Source organism: Paraburkholderia sp. SUR17 (assembly GCF_029536165.1).
GTDB lineage: Bacteria > Pseudomonadota > Gammaproteobacteria > Burkholderiales > Burkholderiaceae > Paraburkholderia > Paraburkholderia kururiensis.
The window spans coordinates 2,154,768-2,174,570 of record NZ_CP120508.1; the positions used below are offsets into that span (position 1 = coordinate 2,154,768).

Sequence of the window (19,803 nt, forward strand, 5' to 3'; positions counted from 1 at the left end):
CGCGGCACCTAGCTGAACCAGCGACGGGATCAAGCGAAAGCAGAGCACCTGCCCAGGTGGCGGAATTGGTAGACGCACTAGTTTCAGGTACTAGCGGGTAACTCCGTGGAGGTTCGAGTCCTCTCCTGGGCACCAGATTCAAAGGCCAGCACACGCTGGCCTTTTTCTTTTCCGGCTGCGTCCGCAGTAACGCATAGCCCTCCCACGCCGAGCAGCACATAGCCCCGCCACACGGCCGGCTCAGAACGCCTCGCGAATTGTCCGATTCGCGGGGCGCTTTTTCTTCCGCCGCCGGGCTCCGCACGACTACCCACCGGTCCCTCGTCCCCCATCCGTCGGCACACAAGACGCTGCCTTCTGCGCTCGTGCCTTCCTCGCCCTCCTCTGGCCGCGACGCCGGTTTTGCGCTCGATCCGCATCCGCGCGCTCAAAATGCTCGTTTCAATCACAAACCGGGTTTACCTGTAGTTGATTCGACCAAATCGATCACATAAACTGACCGAGTCGATCAATCACGCGGTATCGGATGCCAATATTTCGGTCAGACGCCCCGGCAGAAACGATCGATTCAATCAAAAAAACTGACTGACACTATGGAGACGAAACCAATGAGAAGGTCCCTCGCACTGTTCGGCATGCTGGGCGTCGCGATGTCGGCGCAGGCGCAAAGCAGCGTCACGCTTTATGGTCTGATCGACACGTCGTTGATGTACACGAACAATCAGAAAGGCGGCACGAACTATCAGATGTCGAGCGGCGTCGAGTCGGGCAGCCGCTGGGGCCTCAAGGGATCGGAAGACCTGGGCGGCGGCCTGAAGGCGATCTTCACGCTGGAAAACGGCTTCAGCGGCACGACCGGTACGCTGGGGCAGAACGGCCGCATGTTTGGGCGCGCGGCATGGGTGGGCCTCGGCACGCCGTACGGCACCGTGACGCTGGGGCGCCAGAACGAACCGTCGGCCGATTTCGTCGGGCCGCTCGTTGCCGCGAACCAGTGGGCGGGCGGCATCGGCGCGCACCCCGGCGACACCGACAACCTGTATGTCAATTCCCGCATCAGCAACAGCGTGAAGTTCCTCTCGCAGGACTACGGCGGCTTGCGCGCAGGCGCCCTGTTCAGCTTCGGCGGCACGGCCGGCAACTTCAGCAACAACCGCATCTGGAGCCTCGCGGCGGGCTACAACCGCGGCCCGCTCGCGCTGGGCGTCTCGTACATCGACACGTCGCGGCCCAACACCGCGTTGTGGGACGGCACAGCGGGCGCCGCCGCCATCTCGCCGAACAACACGCCCATCTTCTCGGGCTACACGTCGGCACGCACGCAGCGTGTCACGTCGGTCGCGGGCAACTACACGTTCGGCGCCGCCAGGCTCGGCCTCGTCTATTCGAACTCGCGCTTCGAGGATCTCGGCTCCGGCGCCGCGTCCGCGCCGATTGCACGCTACAAGGGCGCAACGGCCGTGTTCGACAACGCCGAAATCAACTTCAACTATCAGTTCACGCCGACGCTCCTGATGGGCGTAGCGTATGAGTACACGCGCACCCACGGCGCGGGCGACGCGCACTACAACCAGGTGAACCTCGGCGCGGATTACTTCCTCTCGAAGCGCACCGACGTCTATCTGACCACCGCCTGGCAGCGCGCAAGCGGCATCGACTCGACCGGCAAGGCGGCCGTCGCGGCATTGTGGCCGGTCGCGGCGTCCAGCAATTCGCATCAGATCGCCGCGGCGCTGGGCTTGCGCCACAAGTTCTGAGGCCCACGCAGCAAGCAGTCAGCAGGCATTGTGGAGAACAGCATGTCAATCACGTTCAAGGGCATCGTCCCTGCCCTCATCACACCGATGAGCGAAAACGAGGAAGTGGACGAAGCCGGCTTGCGCACGCTTGTCGATCGTCTGATCGACGCCGGCGTGCACGGCCTCTTCGTGCTCGGCACGAACGGCGAGTTCATCGCGCTTTCGGAGGCGGAGAAACTGCGCGTGGCGCGCATCGCCGTCGATCAGGCCCGCTCGCGCGTGCCCGTCATTGCGGGCACCGGCGCGTATGCGACCCGCGACGTGATCGAGCTGAACGGCAAGATGGAGGACGTCGGCGTCGATGCCGTTTCGGTCATCACGCCGTACTTCAACGGCGCGACGCAGCAGGAACTCTTCACGCACTACGAGCGCATTGCGCGCGGCACGTCGCTGCCCGTGATGCTCTACACGATTCCGGCCAAGGCCGGCGTCACGCTGAACGTGGACACCGTGCGGCGCCTCGCCGAGATTCCCAACATTCGCGGCATCAAAGACAGCGGTGGCGATTTCGATCGCCTGCTGCAACTCATCAATCTGCGCCGCGACGATTTCGCCGTGTTCACCGGTACGGATTCGATGATCCTGTGGACGCTCATCGCGGGCGGCGACGGCGCGGTTGCCGCCACCACGAACGCCGTGCCCAGTGTTGTCATGTCGATCTGGAACAGCTTCCAGTCCGGCGACATCGACACGGCACGGCGCGCGCAGGAATCGCTGCGCGCCCTGCGCGATGCGTTCGCGCTCGGCACGATGCCCGTCGTGCTGAAAACCGCGGCAGCCATGCTCGGCATGCCTGCCGGCCCGGCACGCTCGCCCGCGCAGCCGCTCGATGCCGCCGCGCGCGAGCGTCTTGCCAAAGCACTCGCGCATTACCCGCGCGTGGGTTGAACGCAGGACATCTTTGCCACCCGCATTCGCCAATCCGTATTTGCCACAACCTTTTGCTACAGCCTTTTGCCGCGACCTTTTGCTACGGCCTTTTGCCACGCTCCCACGATCGCCAGACCCAGAGATTTTCGACATGACCGCCGTCTATCACTTCCAGACCGTCCCGCACATCGTGCACGGCCCCAACAGCCTCGCGCAGCTGCCCGAGCGGCTCACGCTGCTCGACCGGCCGGTGCGCCGCCTGGCGTTCATCACGCAGCCCGTCATGGAAGCCAACGGCGTGGCGGGTCGCGTTGTCGCCGCGCTCGAACAGAAGGACATTCAGGTGCTGATCGTGCGCGACGTCGAGCCCGAGCCGAGCATCGAAAACGTCGAGTCCGTCTACCGCGAGCAGATCGCGCCGTTTGCGCCCGACGCGGTGCTTTCGATCGGCGGCGGCAGCGTGCTGGACGCCGCCAAGCTGTTCGCCGTGCGGCTCACGAATGCGCAGCCGCTGCGCGAGTGGCTCGGCATCGACCTGATCGCCTCGCCCGGCGTGCCGCTAATTCTGGTGCCCACCACCGCGGGAACCGGCTCCGAAGTCACGCCGAACGCCATCGTCACGCTGCCCGACGAAGCGCTGAAGGTCGGCATCGTGAGCCGCCATCTGTTGCCGCAACTGGTGATACTCGATGCCACGCTCACGCTCGATCTGCCGAAGCCGATCACCGCGGCAACGGGCATGGACGCCTTCATTCACGCGCTCGAATCGTATATCTCGACAAAGGCCAATCCCGTCAGCGACATGTACGCGATGGAGTCGATGCGCCTGATCGGCGCCAACCTGCTCGAAGCGTACGACAACGGGCAGTCACTGAAGGCGCGCGAAGCCATGCTGCTCGGTTCCATGTACGGCGGCCTCGCGTTGACCGCGGCCGGCACGGCCGCCGTGCATGCGCTCGCCTACCCGCTCGGCGGCATGTTCAACGTCACGCACGGCGTGGCGAACTCGATGCTGCTGCCGCACGTCATGCAATTCAATCTCGACGCGATCGAAGCGCGTCTTGCTAACGTGGCGCACGCGCTCGCTATTGCGCATCACGACGACAGCGACGCGCAAGCGGCGGAAAAGCTGCTCGCGCGCATTCGCGAATGGACCGCAGCGCTGGCCATTCCGCAGGACCTGCGCCGCTTCGGCGTCAGCGAAGACCATCTCGATGCGCTCGCGGTGGCCGCCTCGAAGGTCAAGCGCCTGCTCGGCAACAATCCGAAGCCGTTGAGCCTTGACGACATCAAGGCGATCTATCGTCGGCTGCTGCCATGAACGCGCCATCCATTAGCCCTGCACGCTTGCTGTTCATCGGCGACGACCTGTCGGGTACCGCCGACTGCGTCGCGGCATGCGCACGTTATGGGCTAAACGCGGGACTAAACGCGAGGTTGAGCGCGGGGTTAAGCGCGGGGTTGAGCGCGATCGTGAGCCTCGACATCGGCGAGACCAGCGAAGCCCGTGACGCCGACGTGCTCGCCATCGACACCGATACGCGCCGCCACGCTGCCGCAGAGGCGGCGCGCGCGAACGTAGAGGCATGGCGAGCCCATGCGCACGGCCGCCGTGTGTACAAGAAGATCGACTCGACGCTGCGCGGCAACGTGGCCGCCGAAATCGCGGCCCTCGTTCCGCTCGCGGGCATGGCCATCGTCGCGCCGGCCTTTCCGGCTGCGGGCAGGACGACGCACAACGGCCGGCAGTACCTGTTCGGCGAACCCGTGGAAGCGTCCGAGGTCTGGCGCAACGAGCACCTCGCCGGCACGGCCGATCTGTGCGAAATGCTGCGCGATGCGGGCTTGCGCGTGGCCCACATCGGGCTCGACGAGGTACGCCAGGGCACCGCGTCGCTGCACGCGCGGCTTGCCGTCTGCCAGCATGACCGACGGCAGGCCGTGGTCTGCGACAGCGAGACCGAAGAAGACCTTGCCGCGATCGCGAACGCGTCCATCACGCTCGACGACGTGTTCTGGGTCGGGTCCGCCGGGCTCGCCGCTCCGCTGGTTGACATGCATGCGGCGTCGATGCGGGCGAACAGTGTGAGCGGTGTGAGCGGTGCAAGCGGTGTGAGCAAAGAGGCACGTACAGGCGCATTCGTGGCGGGCAATTCGCGCTTGTGTGGCGTGCTGACCGTAGTGGGCAGCATGTCCAGCGTCTCGCATGGGCAAGCCGCAACGTTGTGCGCCACGGTGAGAGACGCAGGCGAAGCCATCGACCTCGTCGAAGTCGACGCGCAGGCGCTGCTCGCCCCCGGCGATACCGACACGCTCGCGTTGACCCCGCAGGTCGCAGAGGCATTGACGCAGGGCCGTCATGTCGTCGTCGCATTGAGTCAGAGCGGCCGCCTTGACGTGGCCGACGGTGCGCGGCTCGCACGGCAGCTGGCCGCGCGGCTCGCGCCCGCCGCCGAACATGCCGCCGCGCTCATCGCCACGGGCGGCGAAACGGCGCGTGCGCTGCTCTCGCAGATGGGCGTGGCGACGTTGCACGTGGCCGAAGAAATCGAAAGCGGCGTGCCGTTGCTCGTCGCCGCGCATGCCGGCAGAACGTTGCCGGTGGTCACCAAGGCTGGCGGCTTCGGCCGGCCCGACACTCTGTATCGCGCGTGGCGGCGGCTCGCCGTCGCGCAACAGGCGCACGGGCAGGCGCCGCATCCATCCAGCGCATCGAGCGCATCCAGTGCATCCAGCAAAGAGGAAGCTATGACATATCGTCCCGTAATCGGCATCACGATGGGCGATGCCGCCGGCGTGGGACCGGAAATCATCATGAAGAGCCTCGCGCACGCGTCGGTCTACGACAGTTGCCGTCCGCTCGTGATCGGCGACTCGCGGCGGTTAGTCGATGCGGCGCGCCGTGCCGGCGTGACGCTGACGGTCCGCTCCATTGCCACGCCGGCCGAGGCGCATTTCAGCCACGGCGAAGTCGATTGCATCGACCTGGGCCTGATTCCCGCCGACCTGCCCTACGGCAAGCTCTCCCCCGTCGCGGGCGATGCGGCCTATCAATACATCGCGCGCACCGTGGAACTCACCTCGGCGGGCGAACTGGATGCGATCTGCACCGCGCCGCTGAACAAGGAAGCCCTGCACGCGGGCGGCCACATCTTTCCTGGGCATACCGAAATGCTCGCGCATCTCACGGGCATTCCCGAAGTCTCGATGATGCTGGTCGCGCCGAAGCTGCGCGTCATTCACGTCACCACGCACATCGGCCTGCTCGACGCGATTCGCCGCATCGAGCCGGGGCTCGTGCAGCGCACGATCGAACGCGCTCACGACACGCTCGTGCGCGCGGGCATCGAATCGCCGCGCATCGGTGTGTGCGGCATCAACCCGCACGCGGGCGAAAACGGCCTGTTCGGTTACGGCGAGGAAGAGGAGAAGATCATCCCCGCCGTCAACGTGCTGCGCGAACGCGGCTGGGATGTCGAAGGTCCGCTGCCCGCCGACACGCTGTTCTTCCGCGCGGGGCGCGGCGACTTCGACGTGGTCGTGGCGATGTACCACGATCAGGGACACGGCCCGGTGAAGGTGATGGGTCTGGAAGCAGGCGTCAACGTCACGGTCGGCTTGCCCGTGATTCGTACGTCGGTGGATCACGGCACCGCATTCGATATCGCCGGCAAGGGCATTGCCGACGAACGCAGCATGCTGGAAGCGCTCAAGCAGGCACGAGACCTGGCGACGCGCTGCGCGGTACAACCCGCGTAACGCTATTGCCGTCATGCGCGGCTCGCGCCGTGCATGACCCAGACGGGCGCCGTAGCGAGGCGCGCCCGCAGCCAACAACAATCGGAGACAGCAATGAATCACTTCACCGCATGGGACACGGCCGTCATCGTCGCGATGGTCGTCGTGTACATCGTCATCACGGCGTGGATCAGCATCCGGCTGCGCAGCAAGACCACCGAGCAGTTCATGGTGGCGGGGCGCTCCACGCCCGCCATCGTGATCGCCATTCTGCTCATGTCGGAGTACATCGGCGCCAAGTCGACCATCGGCACCTCGCAGGAAGCCTTCAACGTGGGCATCGCGGCATCGTGGTCGGTGATCTCCGCCTCCATCGGCTTCGTGTTCTTCGGGCTTTTCATGGCGCGGCGGCTCTACCGGTCCGGCGAATTCACCATCTCGGGCTTCATTGCGCAGAAGTACGGCAAGTCGGCCAGGCTCGTCGTGTCGGCCATCATGATCTACGCGCTCTTCATCGTGAACGTGGGCAACTATGTGAGCGGCGCGGCTGCGATATCCACGGTCATGCGCGTCAATCTGCCGACAGCGGCGTTCATCACCGCGGTCGTGAGCACGATCTACTTCGCGTGGGGCGGCCTGAAAAGCGTGGCCTACGTGACGATCCTGCACAGCGCCATGAAGCTGCTCGGCATCGCGATTCTGGTGTGGGTGGCGCTCTCGATGACGGGTGGCATTGCGCCCATGATGCAGAGCATGCCGGCTCAATACTTCACGTGGAACGGCATGCTGAGCGGCGGCACGATCGGCGCGTGGATCATCGGCACGGCAGGCGCCATCTTCTCCACGCAGTTCATCATTCAGGCCATTTCCGGCGCGAAGTCCGCAAACGAAGCGCGTAACGCGACGCTGATGGCCGGCGTGCTCTGCGTGCCCATTGCGATTGCGCTCGGCTTTCTCGGCGTGGCGGCGAAGTTTTTGTTCCCCGGCATCAAGAGCCTCTATGCGCTGCCTATCTTCCTGCAGCACATGCATCCGCTGCTCTCGGGCATCGTGACGGTCTCGCTCGTGGCGTCGATCTTCGTGAGCGTCAGCACAGTGGCGCTCGCCATCGCCTCGCTGATCGTCAAGGATTTCTACGTGCCGCGTTACCGCCCTTCGCCGGAACGCGAACTGCGCACCACGCGCCTCATCTCGCTCGTGGTGGGCTTCCTGCCGCTCGTCTTCGTGCTGTTCGTGCCGCAGATTCTCGCGCTGTCGTTCTTCACCCGCGCCTTGCGGCTCACCGTGACCGTGGTCGCCTTGATGGGCATCTATCTGCCCTTCTTCAACAGCAACCGCGGCGCGATCTGGGCGCTCGCGCTCGCCACCATTGCCACCACTGCCTGGTTCCTGCTGGGCAATCCGTTCGGCGTCGACAACATGTATGTGGCGCTTCTCACGCCGGCTGTCGTGATGGTCATCGAAAGGCTGCTGTTCCGTTCGTCTAACCACGGCGCGCCAGTCGAACAAGGCCGCATTGCGCGCACGGATTCGTGAGGCCTCGCACCCACCGCGACACTTCGTACGCAACACACGCCCTACCGTTTCAGGATTCGATCATGACGAGCCACTCCACTCTGCCCGCACAGGCCACCGCGATGCCGGGCCAATTGCATCCCGCGCCTGGCGACGATGCACGCGTCGATGCCTATCTGCCTGCCGCAACGGTGCAGAATCACGCCGCGAATCTGCTCGCGCTCGACAACGGCGACCTGCTTTGCGCGTGGTTCGGCGGCACCCAGGAAGGCGTGCCCGACATCTCGATCTATCTCTCGAGACTGCCCCAAGGCAGTTCGACATGGACCGAACCCGTGCGCCTTTCCGAAGACCCGACGCGCTCCGAACAGAACCCGGTGCTGTTCGCCGCGCCCGACGGCAAACTGTGGCTCATCTACACGGCGCAGTTGTCGGGGCATCAGAACACGTCGATCGTGCGCCGGCGCATTTCCGCCGACAACGGCCACACCTGGGGGCCGATCGACACGCTGTTCGACAAACCCGGCACCTTCGTGCGGCAACCCATCGTCGTCGCGCCCGACGGCGCATGGCTGTGCCCCGTGTTCCTGTGCCGCGTCGAAGCGGGCGAGCGATGGTCGGGCAACGACGACATCAGCGTCGTGATGCGCTCAACCGACAACGGCACGAGCTGGAGCGAGCACGACGTACCGGGCAGCACCGGGTGCGTGCATATGAACATCCAGGTGCTGCACGACGGATCGCTCGTCGCTCTCTTTCGCAGCCGCTGGGCCGACCACATCTATCTCAGCCGCTCCGCCGACGGCCGCACGTGGAGCGAGCCGCAGCCGCTCGATCTGCCCAACAACAATTCGTCGCTCCAGTTCGTGGTGCTCGCCAACGGCCATCTGGGTCTCGTGTTCAACCACAGCAGCGCCGCGCAAAGCACGCAACGCCGCGCGTCGCTCTATGACGACATCGAAGACGCCGAAGACAGCGGCACGCTGGTTACGCAGGCCGCGTCGGCGCGCGACACCGCGTTCTGGGGTGCGCCACGCGCGCCGATGACGCTCGCCGTGTCGACGGACGGCGGCCGCACCTGGCCTATCGCGCGCAACCTCGAAACGGGCGACGGCTACTGCATGACGAACAATTCGACCGACAAGCTGAACCGCGAATTTTCATATCCGTCCATCGTGCAGTCCGCCGACGGACGCCTGCACATCGCTTACACCTACTTTCGCCAGCGCATCAAATACGTGTGCGTGACGGAAGACTGGGTCGCGTCGGCAGGCCCTGCGCAGGCATAAAGCAAGGAGCACGGGCACGCTCGACCGGTGCCGCAAGGCGGCGCAAAGACAGGCTGAAAGAGACACGGAAAACGGGAAATGGATAAACTACCGTCGCGCCGAACCGTGCGCCCCGCCGCCCGCCATGTCCGCAGGCGGCGCATCGAACCCGTCACCGACCGAAATATGAAAGTTGCCCGCCGCCGCGAGGCGATGCTCAAGGCTGTCCTGTCAGGCATGACGGAAGTGGCCGAACTGTGCGAACACTTCGGCATGTCCGAAGCCACTGTGCGCCGCGACCTGCGGGCGCTGGCCGACGAAAGGCTCATTCTGCGCACTTACGGCGGGGCGGCGTCGGTCAGCATGCATGCGCGCGAAGAGTCCCTCGAACAGCGGCGGCAAACCTTCCGGGCGGAGAAGGACGCTATCGGCCAGGCCGCCGCCGCCCATGTGGCCGAGGGCGACACCGTCTTTCTCGACAGCGGCACGACGACAGCGGCGCTCGCGCGCGCACTCGCCGGCCGCGAGAACATCCAGGTGGTCACCAACAACCTGCTCGTCGTGCAGATACTCGCGGCAAGCAAGGTCCACCTGACGCTGATAGGCGGCGAAGTGCGCGAATCCAGCATGTGCACGCTTGGCGCCATAGCGCAGCTCGCGTTGACGCGCATCACCGTCGACAAAGCCTTCCTGGGCGCGGACGGCGTCGTACCTGGGCGCGGCCTGTGCGAAGCCACCGCGGACCAGGCGTATCTGAAGGAATGCCTCATGCGTCAGGCGGCCAGCATCTTCGTGCTCGCGACCTCGGACAAGCTCAATCGCGACAGCCAGCAACACTGGGCGCCCATCGAAAAACCGTGGACGCTCATTACGGATGCCACGCCGCCGCACGCCGGCCTGCACGCGTTCGAGAACGTAGCGGGCATCACGATCGAATCGGTGAGCGCGCCTCGCGCGGGCGGGCACTGAAGCACGAATGAATCGAAATGAATCGAGCCCGCATGCAGGACAACACATGACGAGACGCATCGTAGTAACAGGCGCGAGTTCGGGCATCGGCCACGCGGTTGCGGCGCGGCTGCTGAAGGACGGCTGCGAGGTGATCGGCATGAGCCGCACCCAGCCCGATTTCTGCGAAGCGCACTTCCCGCGCTTCCCGCGTTTCCAATACGTGCCCGTGGACCTCGGCGACATCGACGCCATTGCGCCGCTGGCCCGCGAGCTAGGCGCAGTGGACGGCCTGGTTCACGCTGCGGGCTTCATGAAGACGGCGAGACTCGGCGGCCTCGATCTGCCCGGTGGCGAGGCGATGTGGCGCCTGCATGTCGGCGCGGCAGCGGCGCTTGCCGATGCACTCGCCCCTTCGATGCGCGATGGCGGGCGCATCGTGCTGATCGGCAGCCGCGTGTCGGGCGGCGCGGCGGGCCGCAGCCAGTACGCGGCGGCCAAAGCCGCGATGGTGGGCATGGCGCGCTCATGGGCGATCGAGCTGGCACCACGCGGCATTACGGTCAACGTGGTGTCGCCCGCCGCAACGGAAACGCCGATGCTGAACGATCCGCAACGTACCTCCAGCGCGCCGGTGCTGCCACCCATTGGCCGGTACGTGAAGGTGGAAGAAGTGGCGTCGCTCGTCGCCTGGCTGTTGGGCGAAGACGCGGGCGCTGTCACGGGACAGCAGATCATGGTCTGCGGCGGGAGTTCGTTGAACTAGCGTCGCGATTGACAAGCTGAAACGCTCGGCTATAATGCCGGTCTTTGCTTCGCGGCACCTCGCTGAACCAGCGACGGAATCAAGCGAAAGCAGAGCACCTGCCCAGGTGGCGGAATTGGTAGACGCACTAGTTTCAGGTACTAGCGGGTAACTCCGTGGAGGTTCGAGTCCTCTCCTGGGCACCAGATTCAAAGGCCAGCGCATGCTGGCCTTTTTCTTTGGTCCACGTTTTTCTTTGGTTCATCTCTTCCTCGGCTGCGTACTGAGCCGGCCTGCTCTGTCCCGTTCCCTTCGTTATCGTCCGTCCCTTCGCGAGCGTGGCGCCGTCCGCAATGCCGTCATTCGCCACCGCGACGTGTCAGACGTGTCAGCCCTGCCGGGACGCTGTCAGCCTGGCGCCATCTTCGCCCCCGTATCCTGAACGCTCACTCTGAAACGCCGGCTGACGCCGGGCACGCATGCGCGCCGCGCCTCCCGCGGCGCGTGGCGCCGTCATGGCGTGGACGCGTGCCCACGCATGCCGAGGCCGGCTTCCTTGCGAGCAACAGACGATGCAGACGGACGTACGGCGGTCGCTCGAAGTGGACTTCTTCCGGGGTCTCGTCCTCCTCGTCATTGCCGTGGACCACAACTCCGGCAGCGTCCTTGCGAAGTTCACGCTGCACAACTTCGCGTACTGCGACTCGTCGGAGGTGTTCGTCTTCCTCGGCGGCTACGCATCGGCGGCGGCATGGGCCGCGGTCTGCATGCGGCGCGGCGAATCGGCCGCCCGCAAGCGGTTCGTGAAACGCAGCGGCCAGATCTACGGCGCGTATCTGCTCACGGCGGCGCTGATGCTCGCGAGCGGCGCCTTGCTGCTCGGCCTGCACCTCGACTCGCCGCTCGTGCGCTACACAGACTGGACAGACTTCCTCGCGCGGCCCGCAGGCCTCTTGCTGGAGGTCGCATCGTTCCGGCGTCAGCCGTATCTCTCCGCGGTGCTGCCGATGTACGTGCTGTTCGCCCTCGCCGTACCGCTCGCCGTGCCGGCCGCGGCACGCCGCCCCGCGATGCTGCTGGCCAGCAGCATCGCGTTATGGTGGCTGGCGCCGGAGGCGCTCGCGCTGTTGCCGGCCACCGCCTCGGATACCTGGTCGTTCAATCCGTTTGCGTGGCAGTTGATGTTCGTGCTCGGCATGCTCGCGCGCGCACAGCCCATCGACACGCGCATCCATGCCTCGCCGCTTGCGGCGCTCTGCAGTGTGGCGGCGCTTGCGCTCGTGCTCGCTCTTGCAGCGGCCCACCTGCACGAAGCGCATCCGCTTGCGGGCGAACTCAAGCAGAACCTCGCCTTCGTGCGCGTGGGCAACTTCGTGGCCATCGCATGGCTCGCCGCGCGCGCGACGCACGCGGGCTGGGTCAGGCAGCTCGCCGTCCGGGCGCCGTGGATCGTCTCGGTGGGCCGACGCGGGCTCGTGTGCTTCGTGTTGGGCAGCGTGCTTTCCGTGGCAGTGGACACGGCCACGCACGCGGCCATCGCGCAACCCTTTCCCTGGCTCGCGGGCCTGGTGTGCGACGCGTTCGTGATCGGCACGCTGTGTCTCGTCGGACGCTACGGCAACAATGGTCAGCCCGAGCGCGCCATGCGCCGCGCAATCGCGACGCGGCAAACCGTATAGCGCGGTGCCGGCGCGCTCTCCAATCGCAGACGTCTGCATCGAAGTTGGGCCGTGGCACGACGGACGGCCCGCACGCACGAAGCACTCACGATTTCCGCGCTGTGAGCGTTGTAACGGCAGATTGTCCAGCCGTCGTGAACGCCGCGCGCTCGAAACCGCTTGCCCCGCGGCGAAGCACGCGTGTTTCGCCGCACGCTGCAGCGAGCCTGTGATCGCTCACGCAGCGGCGGCATCCCGCGCCCCGAATATTGCGGAACACTCATTTACAACCCATTACGTTTGCGCAAGCACGCATCCGTACCATGGGACGCACTGCAACCGGTAAAACCACGCGACGCGGCAAGGGCCGCTCAATCGCCATGCCGCCATTTCAACGGAGAACACGCTCATGCGATCAAAACTCAAGCCTTTCGTCGCCGCACTCGCCGGCGGCTGCACGCTGTTTGCCGCAGGCGCGGCCATGGCTCAGCACGCACCCGGCTATGCACCCGGCTACGCGCCGGGCTATGCCCCGGGCTACATGGCGGCCGAGGCTCCCGCGGCCCATCTGATGCCGGTCGACCTGCACGTCTCGATAGGCTGGCATGGCGACCGTTACTGGGACGGCCGCCGCTACTGGGCGCACGACGAGTGGATGCGTCACCATCCGCGTGATCCGGGTCCGCCGCACCGCATGCACGACGATCATCGCGACGACCACCGTCCGCCTCCGCGCTACTGATCGCGCCACCCTTTCCGCCGCTTCATCCGCGCGCCCGCCTGCTCATGCGAAGCAGCCGGGCGCGCGGCTTTTTGCGCGACACGTCCCGGGCAATCCGCGCATCGGCACGCTCGCAGGGCGGCACGCCGCTTCGCCTGCACGCGGCGCGCCACCCGCTACATCTGCCACACGAACATTTCATGTGCGCGCGTGGCGGCTTCGATATCGACCTCGCGCCGCTCAGTCTTGCCGTTGTAGTTCGCGCTGACCACGTAGCGCCCGTGCGGTAGCGAGAGCAACATGAAAGGCCCGTTGGCCTTCGTGGTCAGCAAGCTGTTGCCGTGCGCGTCCGCGATATGCACCGGCACGTCCGCCAGATATTCGTTGTCGGCGCCGGTCTTGCCGACGAACTCGAGCACGAGCGGATAACGGTGCATGACGCTCTTGATCGCGCTGGACTGGTCGCTCCCGACACCACCCGACAGATAGCTGATCGCGCCCGCGCGCTGCATGGGCGGCAAGCCCGGTTCGGCGCCATACGCGAACTGCAAACCGCACGCCGCCGCGAGCACGCCCGCGGGCAACCACAGAATGGCACGCTTGTTCATATCGACCTCCTTGCTGGTCACGTCGATGGAGGCGCATAGGACGCAAACATCCCACGCGTCGCGCTTGAAGGTAGGGGGCGAGGCTTAAAGCGCGCTTAATCGGCGCAAGGAAGCGCCACGCGCACGGATGGCACGGCTTCCGGGTTCATGCAAGCGTTCGTGGGGCGTTCATATGCGCGTTCATTCGCAGCGGCCGCCGCAAATTTTTGCCGAATCTATTGCATTGCAATATGCACGGGAAATACCTGATACGAGTCCCTGATATTTACATTATCAATACATTAAATACATCAAGCTTTCATTCCGACTCGAATTAACCAGGGATTAGTACCGATTTGGCAGCGAGTTTCATGCAGACGTTTAAACGTCGGCGTACACTCGCCGCAAGCCCGCACCACGGGGCGTGCCGGGCGCCTCGCTGCTTTCGCCCAACTGCGCGGAGCACCGCAGACACAGGAGAAAAATCAAATGAGCTGGACGCGAGAACAGAGAAACGTAACGATCGCCGCCTATCTGGGCTGGACGCTCGACGCATTCGATTTCTTTCTCATGGTTTTCGTATTGAAAGATATCGCTGCGGAATTCAATACGAAAATTCCCGCCGTTGCCTTTGCCATCACCCTTACGCTTGCCATGCGGCCGATCGGCGCCCTGATCTTCGGGCGGCTTGCGGACAAGTTCGGACGTCGTCCCACGCTGATGGTCAACATCGCGTGCTACTCGCTGCTCGAACTGCTCTCGGGCTTCTCGCCCAATCTCACCACGCTGCTCGTCATGCGCTCGCTCTTCGGCATCGCGATGGGCGGCGAATGGGGCGTGGGCTCGGCACTCACCATGGAGACCGTGCCCGCGCACGCGCGCGGCTTCGTTTCAGGTCTCCTGCAAGCGGGCTACCCGAGCGGCTATCTGCTGGCAAGCGTGGTGTTCGGCGTGCTCTATCAGTACATCGGCTGGCGCGGCATGTTCTTCGTGGGCGTAGCGCCCGCGCTGCTCGTGCTCTACATTCGTGCAAGCGTGCCCGAATCGCCGGCGTGGAAGGCCATGGAAAAGAAGCATCGGCCCGGTCTCGTCGAGACGCTCAAGCGCAACTGGGGCCTCTCGCTCTACGCCATCGTGCTGATGACCTGCTTCAACTTCTTCTCGCACGGTAGCCAGGACCTGTACCCGACCTTCCTGCGTGAACAGCATCACTTCGACGCGCATACGGTTTCGCTCATCGCGATTGTGCTGAACGTCGGGGCGATCGTGGGCGGCCTGTTCTTTGGCTCGCTCTCCGAAAAGATCGGTCGTCGCTGGGCTATCTTCATCGCGGCCCTGATCGCACTGCCCGTGCTGCCGCTGTGGGCGTTTTCGAGCGGTGCAGTCGCGCTCGCGGCTGGCGCCTTCCTGATGCAGATCTCCGTGCAAGGCGCATGGGGCGTGATTCCCGTGCACCTGAACGAAATTTCGCCCGACGAAATTCGCGCGACGTTCCCGGGGCTCGTCTATCAGCTGGGCAACCTGCTGGCTTCGGTCAATGCCACGATGCAGGCATCCATTGCCGTGAGCCGGGGCAACGACTACTCGTTTGCGCTCGCGGCCGTCGCCGGCACCGTGGCGGTCGTCATCGCCGCGCTGATTCTTTTCAGCCGTGAACGGCGCGGCATAGATATGACACAATCCGCGAAACAGGTGGCGTCGATCGACTAGCAGGTTCATCGCGCGCGCAGCAGCGCCGCAGCAACACCATCGCAACACGACAAACATCCAATAAGGCGGGCTACGGTCCGCCGGCCACAGCAGTCCTTACGAGGCCGTCCCGATGACGAATCGGGACGGCTTTTTTCGTTTGTGCCGTGCAGAACGCGTTGAGCCCGCCCGACGTGGTTCGGCCAGCACATTGTGCAGTGCACCTGCATTGCGGCACGTCATAGGGCCGCCTTTTTAGAGGAGTCCGTCCACGCTCACCTCTTCACGCTCGACCAAGCTGTCTCGTATTCTCGGTAAAACGCCTGTTTCAATTAAAAATTTGAATCGCTTGTTTGCGTGCCGGGCCACCGGCAATGGAGGCGCAACATGGCAGTCCGCAACACGAGCCGGGCCACCGGCGACACGAAAACCCGCATCCTCGATGCCGCCGAGACCCTGTTCGTCGAGTTCGGCTACGAAGCGATGTCGCTGCGGCAGATCACGTCGCGCGCCGAGGTCAATCTGGCCGCGGTCAACTATCACTTCGGCAGCAAGGAAGCGCTGATCCACGCAATGCTCTCGCGCCGGCTCGACCGTCTCAACGAAGCACGGCTTCAACTGCTCGACCGCTTCGACGCGCTGCTCGGCGAGCGGCTCACCTGCGAGCACGTGCTGGGCGCGATGTTCATTCCCGCGCTGCGCCTTTCGCGCGATCCGCTCGTGGGCGGACGTGCGTTCCTGCGGCTCCTGGGCCGCGCCTATACGGACCCGTCGTCGTTCATTCGCGACTTTCTGAATGCGCATTACGCGTCGGTTGCCGAGCGGTTCTTCGCCGCGTTTCAGCGTGCGCTGCCCCACCTGCCGCGCGAGGAACTGGGCTGGCGCCTGCACTTCGCCATCGGCGCGCTCTCCGGCGTGCTCGCGGGCGCGGATACGGACCGCCTCATCTCCGAGTTCTCGCAGGGCAAGTCGATGAACGACCTGCAACTGATCGCGCGACTCGCCTCGCTGATGGTGTCCGCGCTGAAAGCCCCGCTGCCCGACTCGGCACAGCTCGCGATGTTCGCGGCCGTGCTGGGCGACGCGGGCGATGGTGTGGAGGTGATGGCGTGCAGCACGGCAGCCGCAGCCACGACGTCGGCGCCGGCGCTGAAGGCGGAAGGCAGCACACCACCTGCGCCGTCCGGCGACGCATCGACCACCTCGTCCGCGGCGCCGCCTGGTTCGGCGGCGCGTGAAGCGGAGCGTCCGGGCGGCGGCGTGGCCTCGGGATCGACACTGCATCGGGCCGCAAGCGGCGCGATGTGATCGCGGGCAAAGCAGGCGCTTAGCAGGGGACTGCTTTGCACCTGCACCGCACCCGCGAGGTCACCCGCGGCATCACCTGGAAAGGCACCTGAGTGGGAGGACAAGCGGGCGTCGGTGTGCGAGGCGCGGATGTGGCCACGCCTCCCGCACCGGCAACATGACCGCCGAAACACAATAAACAAACACGGTCCGCTAACAAGACGGCTATAAGACCGGCTGAGCGGCCCACACCGACAACAACAAAACCGCTTCACGCCAGTCACGGGCTTGCACTCGCCCGCCGGCATCGACGTGAACAGGTCGCAGACAGGCTAATCAGGGAGGAAAACGCCATGTCGTGGTTCATCGTTGCGTTCGTCATCGGCGCGGCCGCGCTGCTTTACGTCGAGGCCCATGCGGGGTGGTGGCTCACCGCATCGATCGTGTGGGTTGCCGCCGCGCACCTTGCGGGCGTTGCGGGCACGTTGGGCACAGTGCTGCTCGCTGTTGTCGTCGTGCTGCCCGCGCTGGTGCTCGCGCTCAAGCCGCTGCGCCGCACATGGCTCGCAAGGCCCGTGCTCGATACGTTCCGCCGCATCCTGCCGGAGATGTCGCCCACGGAGCGCGATGCCATCGAAGCCGGCACCGTGTGGTGGGATGCCGAACTCTTCGCCGGACGCCCGCATTGGGACGCCCTGCTCGCACACGGCCCCGCCACGCTCACCGCCGAAGAGCAGGCGTTCCTCGACCACGAATGCGAGGAACTGTGCCATCTCGCGAACGACTGGGACACCACGGCCGTCTGGCAAGACCTCTCGCCGCAAGCGTGGCGCTACATCAAGGAGCAGGGCTTTCTCGGCATGATCATTCCGAAGCGCTACGGCGGGAAGGAATTCTCCGCGTACGCGCATTCGCAGGTCATCATGAAGCTCGCCACGCGCTGCTCGGCGGCGGCTGTTTCGGTGATGGTGCCCAATTCGCTCGGCCCCGCCGAACTGCTCATGCACTACGGCACCGAAGAACAGAAGAATCACTACTTGCCGCGCCTCGCACGCGGCGAAGAAATTCCGTGTTTCGCGCTCACGAGCCCCTATGCCGGGTCCGACGCGGCCGCCATTCCCGATGTCGGCATTGTCTGCAAGGGCCTGTTCGAAGGCCGCGAGACGCTCGGCTTTCGCGTGACCTGGGAGAAGCGCTACATCACGCTCGGCCCGATCGCCACCGTACTCGGCCTCGCGTTTCGCGCGCTCGATCCCGATCATCTGCTCGGCCCCGACGACGAACCCGGCATCACCTGCGCGCTGATTCCCACGACGCACCCCGGCGTGCAGATCGGCCGGCGCCACTGGCCGCTCAACGCCGTGTTCCAGAACGGCCCGAACTGGGGCAAGGACGTCTTCATTCCGCTCGACTGGGTGATCGGCGGCCGTGCTCAGGTGGGCAACGGCTGGCGCATGCTGATGGAGTGCCTCGCCGCAGGACGCGCCATCTCGCTGCCTTCATCGAACGTCGGCATGGCGAAGCTCGCGGTGCGCGGCACCGGCGCCTACGCCGCCGTGCGCCGCCAGTTCCGCACGGCGATTGGCCGCTTCGAGGGCGTGCAGGAAGCGCTCGGTCGCATGGGTGGTCATCTCTACGTGATGGACGCGGCGCGCCGGCTCTCCGCGCAGGCCGTGGATCTGGGCGAGAAGCCGTCGGTGATCTCGGCGATCGCGAAATATCACATCACCGAGCGCGCCCGCAAAGTGATCAACGACGGCATGGACGTCGTCGCCGGCAAAGGCATCTGCATGGGACCGTCGAACTTCCTCGCGCGCGCCTATCAGCAGGTGCCCATCGCGATCACCGTGGAAGGCGCGAATATCCTCACGCGCTGCCTCATCATCTTCGGCCAGGGGGCGATACGCTGCCATCCCTACGTGCTCAAGGAAATGACCGCAACGCGCGAGAGCCATAGCGAAGCGGACTATCCACGCGCGCTGCGCGAGTTCGATGCGGCGTTCTTCGGGCACCTCAATTTCACGCTCTCGAACGCCGTGCGCAGCCTCGTCTACGGACTGACAGGCGGCCGCTTCATTCGCGCGCCACAGCGCGCGGACGCCGCGCTCGCGCCGTTCTATCGCGCGGCCACACGCTTATCCGTGGTGTTCGCGCTGCTCGCGGACGTTTCGATGTTCGTACTGGGCGGCGACCTCAAGCGGCGCGAGCGCATCTCGGGGCGACTTGGCGACGTGCTCGCCCAGCTCTACCTGATCTCGGCGACGCTCAAGCGCTACGAGGACGAAGGCCGCCAACAGGACGACCTGCCGCTCGTGCACTGGGGCGTGGAAGATGCGCTCTTCACGGCGCAGCAGGCCATTGACGGCGTGCTCGCGAATTACCCGAACCGCGCCGTCGCGTGGCTCGTGCGGGTGCTGGCGTTCCCGTTCGGCCTGCCGCATCGCGCGTCGTCCGATGCACTCGGCACGCAGATTGCCGATCTGATGCAGACGCCCGGCGCCGCACGCGAGCGCCTCGTCGCGGATTCGTACGTGCCGCCTGTCGAGGTGGACGCGATCGGCTACGGCGAACTGGTCTTCGCGCTGAGCCCGCGCGTGGCCGCCATCGAGCGCAGGCTGCGCGACGCCGTGCACGCGGGCAGGCTCGCGCCAATGCCGCAAAGCATGGCCGCGCTCGCCGCCTGGACCGCGAGCGCCCAGCAGCAAGGCTTGATCGATGCAGATGAACGGCAAACGCTCGACGACTACGCGCGCTACGCGGCCGAGGCCGTCAAGGTGGACGATTTCGCGCCGGACTTCGATATGCTCACGGGCCTGCAAAAACGCCGCGAGGCACTGGAAAAGGCGATGGATCTGGCCGCATGAGCGGGCACAACACGCGGACGGGCACGAGGACAAGCGCGCAGGCACGCGCGTGAAGACACGAGACTACGAACGCCCGCTAGCGTCACCGCCACCACGACATCCAACGAGAATCCA

14 protein-coding genes and 2 tRNA genes are annotated in these 19,803 nt (G+C 65.4%); 15 read left to right on the top strand and 1 reads right to left on the bottom strand.

The features are described from left to right. Nucleotides 1-50 precede the first annotated feature (50 nt). From P2869_RS09520 to P2869_RS09575, 12 genes are all read left to right on the top strand, one after another. Nucleotides 51-135, top strand: a tRNA-Leu gene (locus P2869_RS09520). Between the two features lie 473 nt (nt 136-608). Continuing rightward, nucleotides 609-1,757, top strand: coding sequence for a porin (locus P2869_RS09525; RefSeq protein WP_026121817.1), 1,149 nt, complete (start codon nt 609-611; stop codon nt 1,755-1,757). Nucleotides 1,758-1,799: 42 nt separating this feature from the next. Then, complete coding sequence (dapA, locus tag P2869_RS09530) at nt 1,800-2,687, top strand: 4-hydroxy-tetrahydrodipicolinate synthase (protein ID WP_277596299.1); 888 nt, start codon at nt 1,800-1,802, stop codon at nt 2,685-2,687. A 133-nt stretch (nt 2,688-2,820) separates the two neighbouring features. Further along, nucleotides 2,821-3,990 carry an iron-containing alcohol dehydrogenase gene (locus tag P2869_RS09535; RefSeq protein ID WP_277596300.1) on the top strand — a complete coding sequence of 390 codons (1,170 nt, stop codon included), beginning with the start codon at nt 2,821-2,823 and terminating at the stop codon, nt 3,988-3,990. Continuing rightward, entirely contained in the window at nt 3,987-6,428 is a 2,442-nt protein-coding gene (gene pdxA, locus P2869_RS09540; RefSeq protein WP_277596301.1) for a 4-hydroxythreonine-4-phosphate dehydrogenase PdxA, read from the top strand. Before P2869_RS09535 ends, pdxA begins: the two co-directional genes overlap by 4 nt. A 93-nt stretch (nt 6,429-6,521) precedes the next feature. Next, a complete protein-coding gene (locus P2869_RS09545) occupies nt 6,522-7,943 on the top strand; it encodes a sodium:solute symporter family protein (protein ID WP_277596302.1) in 1,422 nt (473 codons plus the stop codon). 62 nt (nt 7,944-8,005) lie between these two features. After that, on the top strand, nt 8,006-9,211 hold the full coding sequence (locus tag P2869_RS09550; RefSeq protein WP_277596303.1) for an exo-alpha-sialidase: 1,206 nt from the start codon (nt 8,006-8,008) through the stop codon (nt 9,209-9,211). A 165-nt stretch (nt 9,212-9,376) separates the two neighbouring features. Further along, on the top strand, nt 9,377-10,159 hold the full coding sequence (locus P2869_RS09555) for a DeoR/GlpR family DNA-binding transcription regulator (RefSeq protein WP_017776596.1): 783 nt from the start codon (nt 9,377-9,379) through the stop codon (nt 10,157-10,159). 46 nt (nt 10,160-10,205) lie between these two features. After that, nucleotides 10,206-10,904: an SDR family oxidoreductase gene (locus P2869_RS09560; protein WP_199539903.1), complete on the top strand. Its 699-nt coding sequence runs from the start codon at nt 10,206-10,208 to the stop codon at nt 10,902-10,904. 100 nt (nt 10,905-11,004) lie between these two features. After that, nucleotides 11,005-11,089 (top strand) — tRNA-Leu (locus tag P2869_RS09565). Nucleotides 11,090-11,455: 366 nt separating this feature from the next. Next, nucleotides 11,456-12,562, top strand: coding sequence for an OpgC domain-containing protein (gene opgC, locus P2869_RS09570; protein ID WP_277596304.1), 1,107 nt, complete (start codon nt 11,456-11,458; stop codon nt 12,560-12,562). Nucleotides 12,563-12,950: 388 nt separating this feature from the next. Next, nucleotides 12,951-13,283: a hypothetical protein gene (locus P2869_RS09575; RefSeq protein ID WP_199539901.1), complete on the top strand. Its 333-nt coding sequence runs from the start codon at nt 12,951-12,953 to the stop codon at nt 13,281-13,283. A gap of 155 nt (nt 13,284-13,438) precedes the next feature. On the opposite strand, the gene P2869_RS09580 is transcribed toward P2869_RS09575, so the two are convergent. Then, on the bottom strand, nt 13,439-13,870 hold the full coding sequence (locus P2869_RS09580) for a carboxypeptidase-like regulatory domain-containing protein (RefSeq protein ID WP_199539900.1): 432 nt from the start codon (nt 13,868-13,870) through the stop codon (nt 13,439-13,441). Between the two features lie 468 nt (nt 13,871-14,338). Between P2869_RS09580 and P2869_RS09585 the strand changes: the two genes are divergently transcribed. From P2869_RS09585 to P2869_RS09595, 3 genes are all read left to right on the top strand, one after another. After that, nucleotides 14,339-15,559 (top strand): MFS transporter, encoded by a 1,221-nt coding sequence (locus P2869_RS09585; RefSeq protein WP_277596305.1) that lies wholly within the window; start codon nt 14,339-14,341, stop codon nt 15,557-15,559. 366 nt (nt 15,560-15,925) lie between these two features. Next, nucleotides 15,926-16,846, top strand: coding sequence for a TetR/AcrR family transcriptional regulator (locus P2869_RS09590; RefSeq protein ID WP_277596306.1), 921 nt, complete (start codon nt 15,926-15,928; stop codon nt 16,844-16,846). A 332-nt stretch (nt 16,847-17,178) separates the two neighbouring features. After that, nucleotides 17,179-19,689 (top strand): acyl-CoA dehydrogenase, encoded by a 2,511-nt coding sequence (locus P2869_RS09595; protein WP_277596307.1) that lies wholly within the window; start codon nt 17,179-17,181, stop codon nt 19,687-19,689. Nucleotides 19,690-19,803 lie beyond the last annotated feature (114 nt).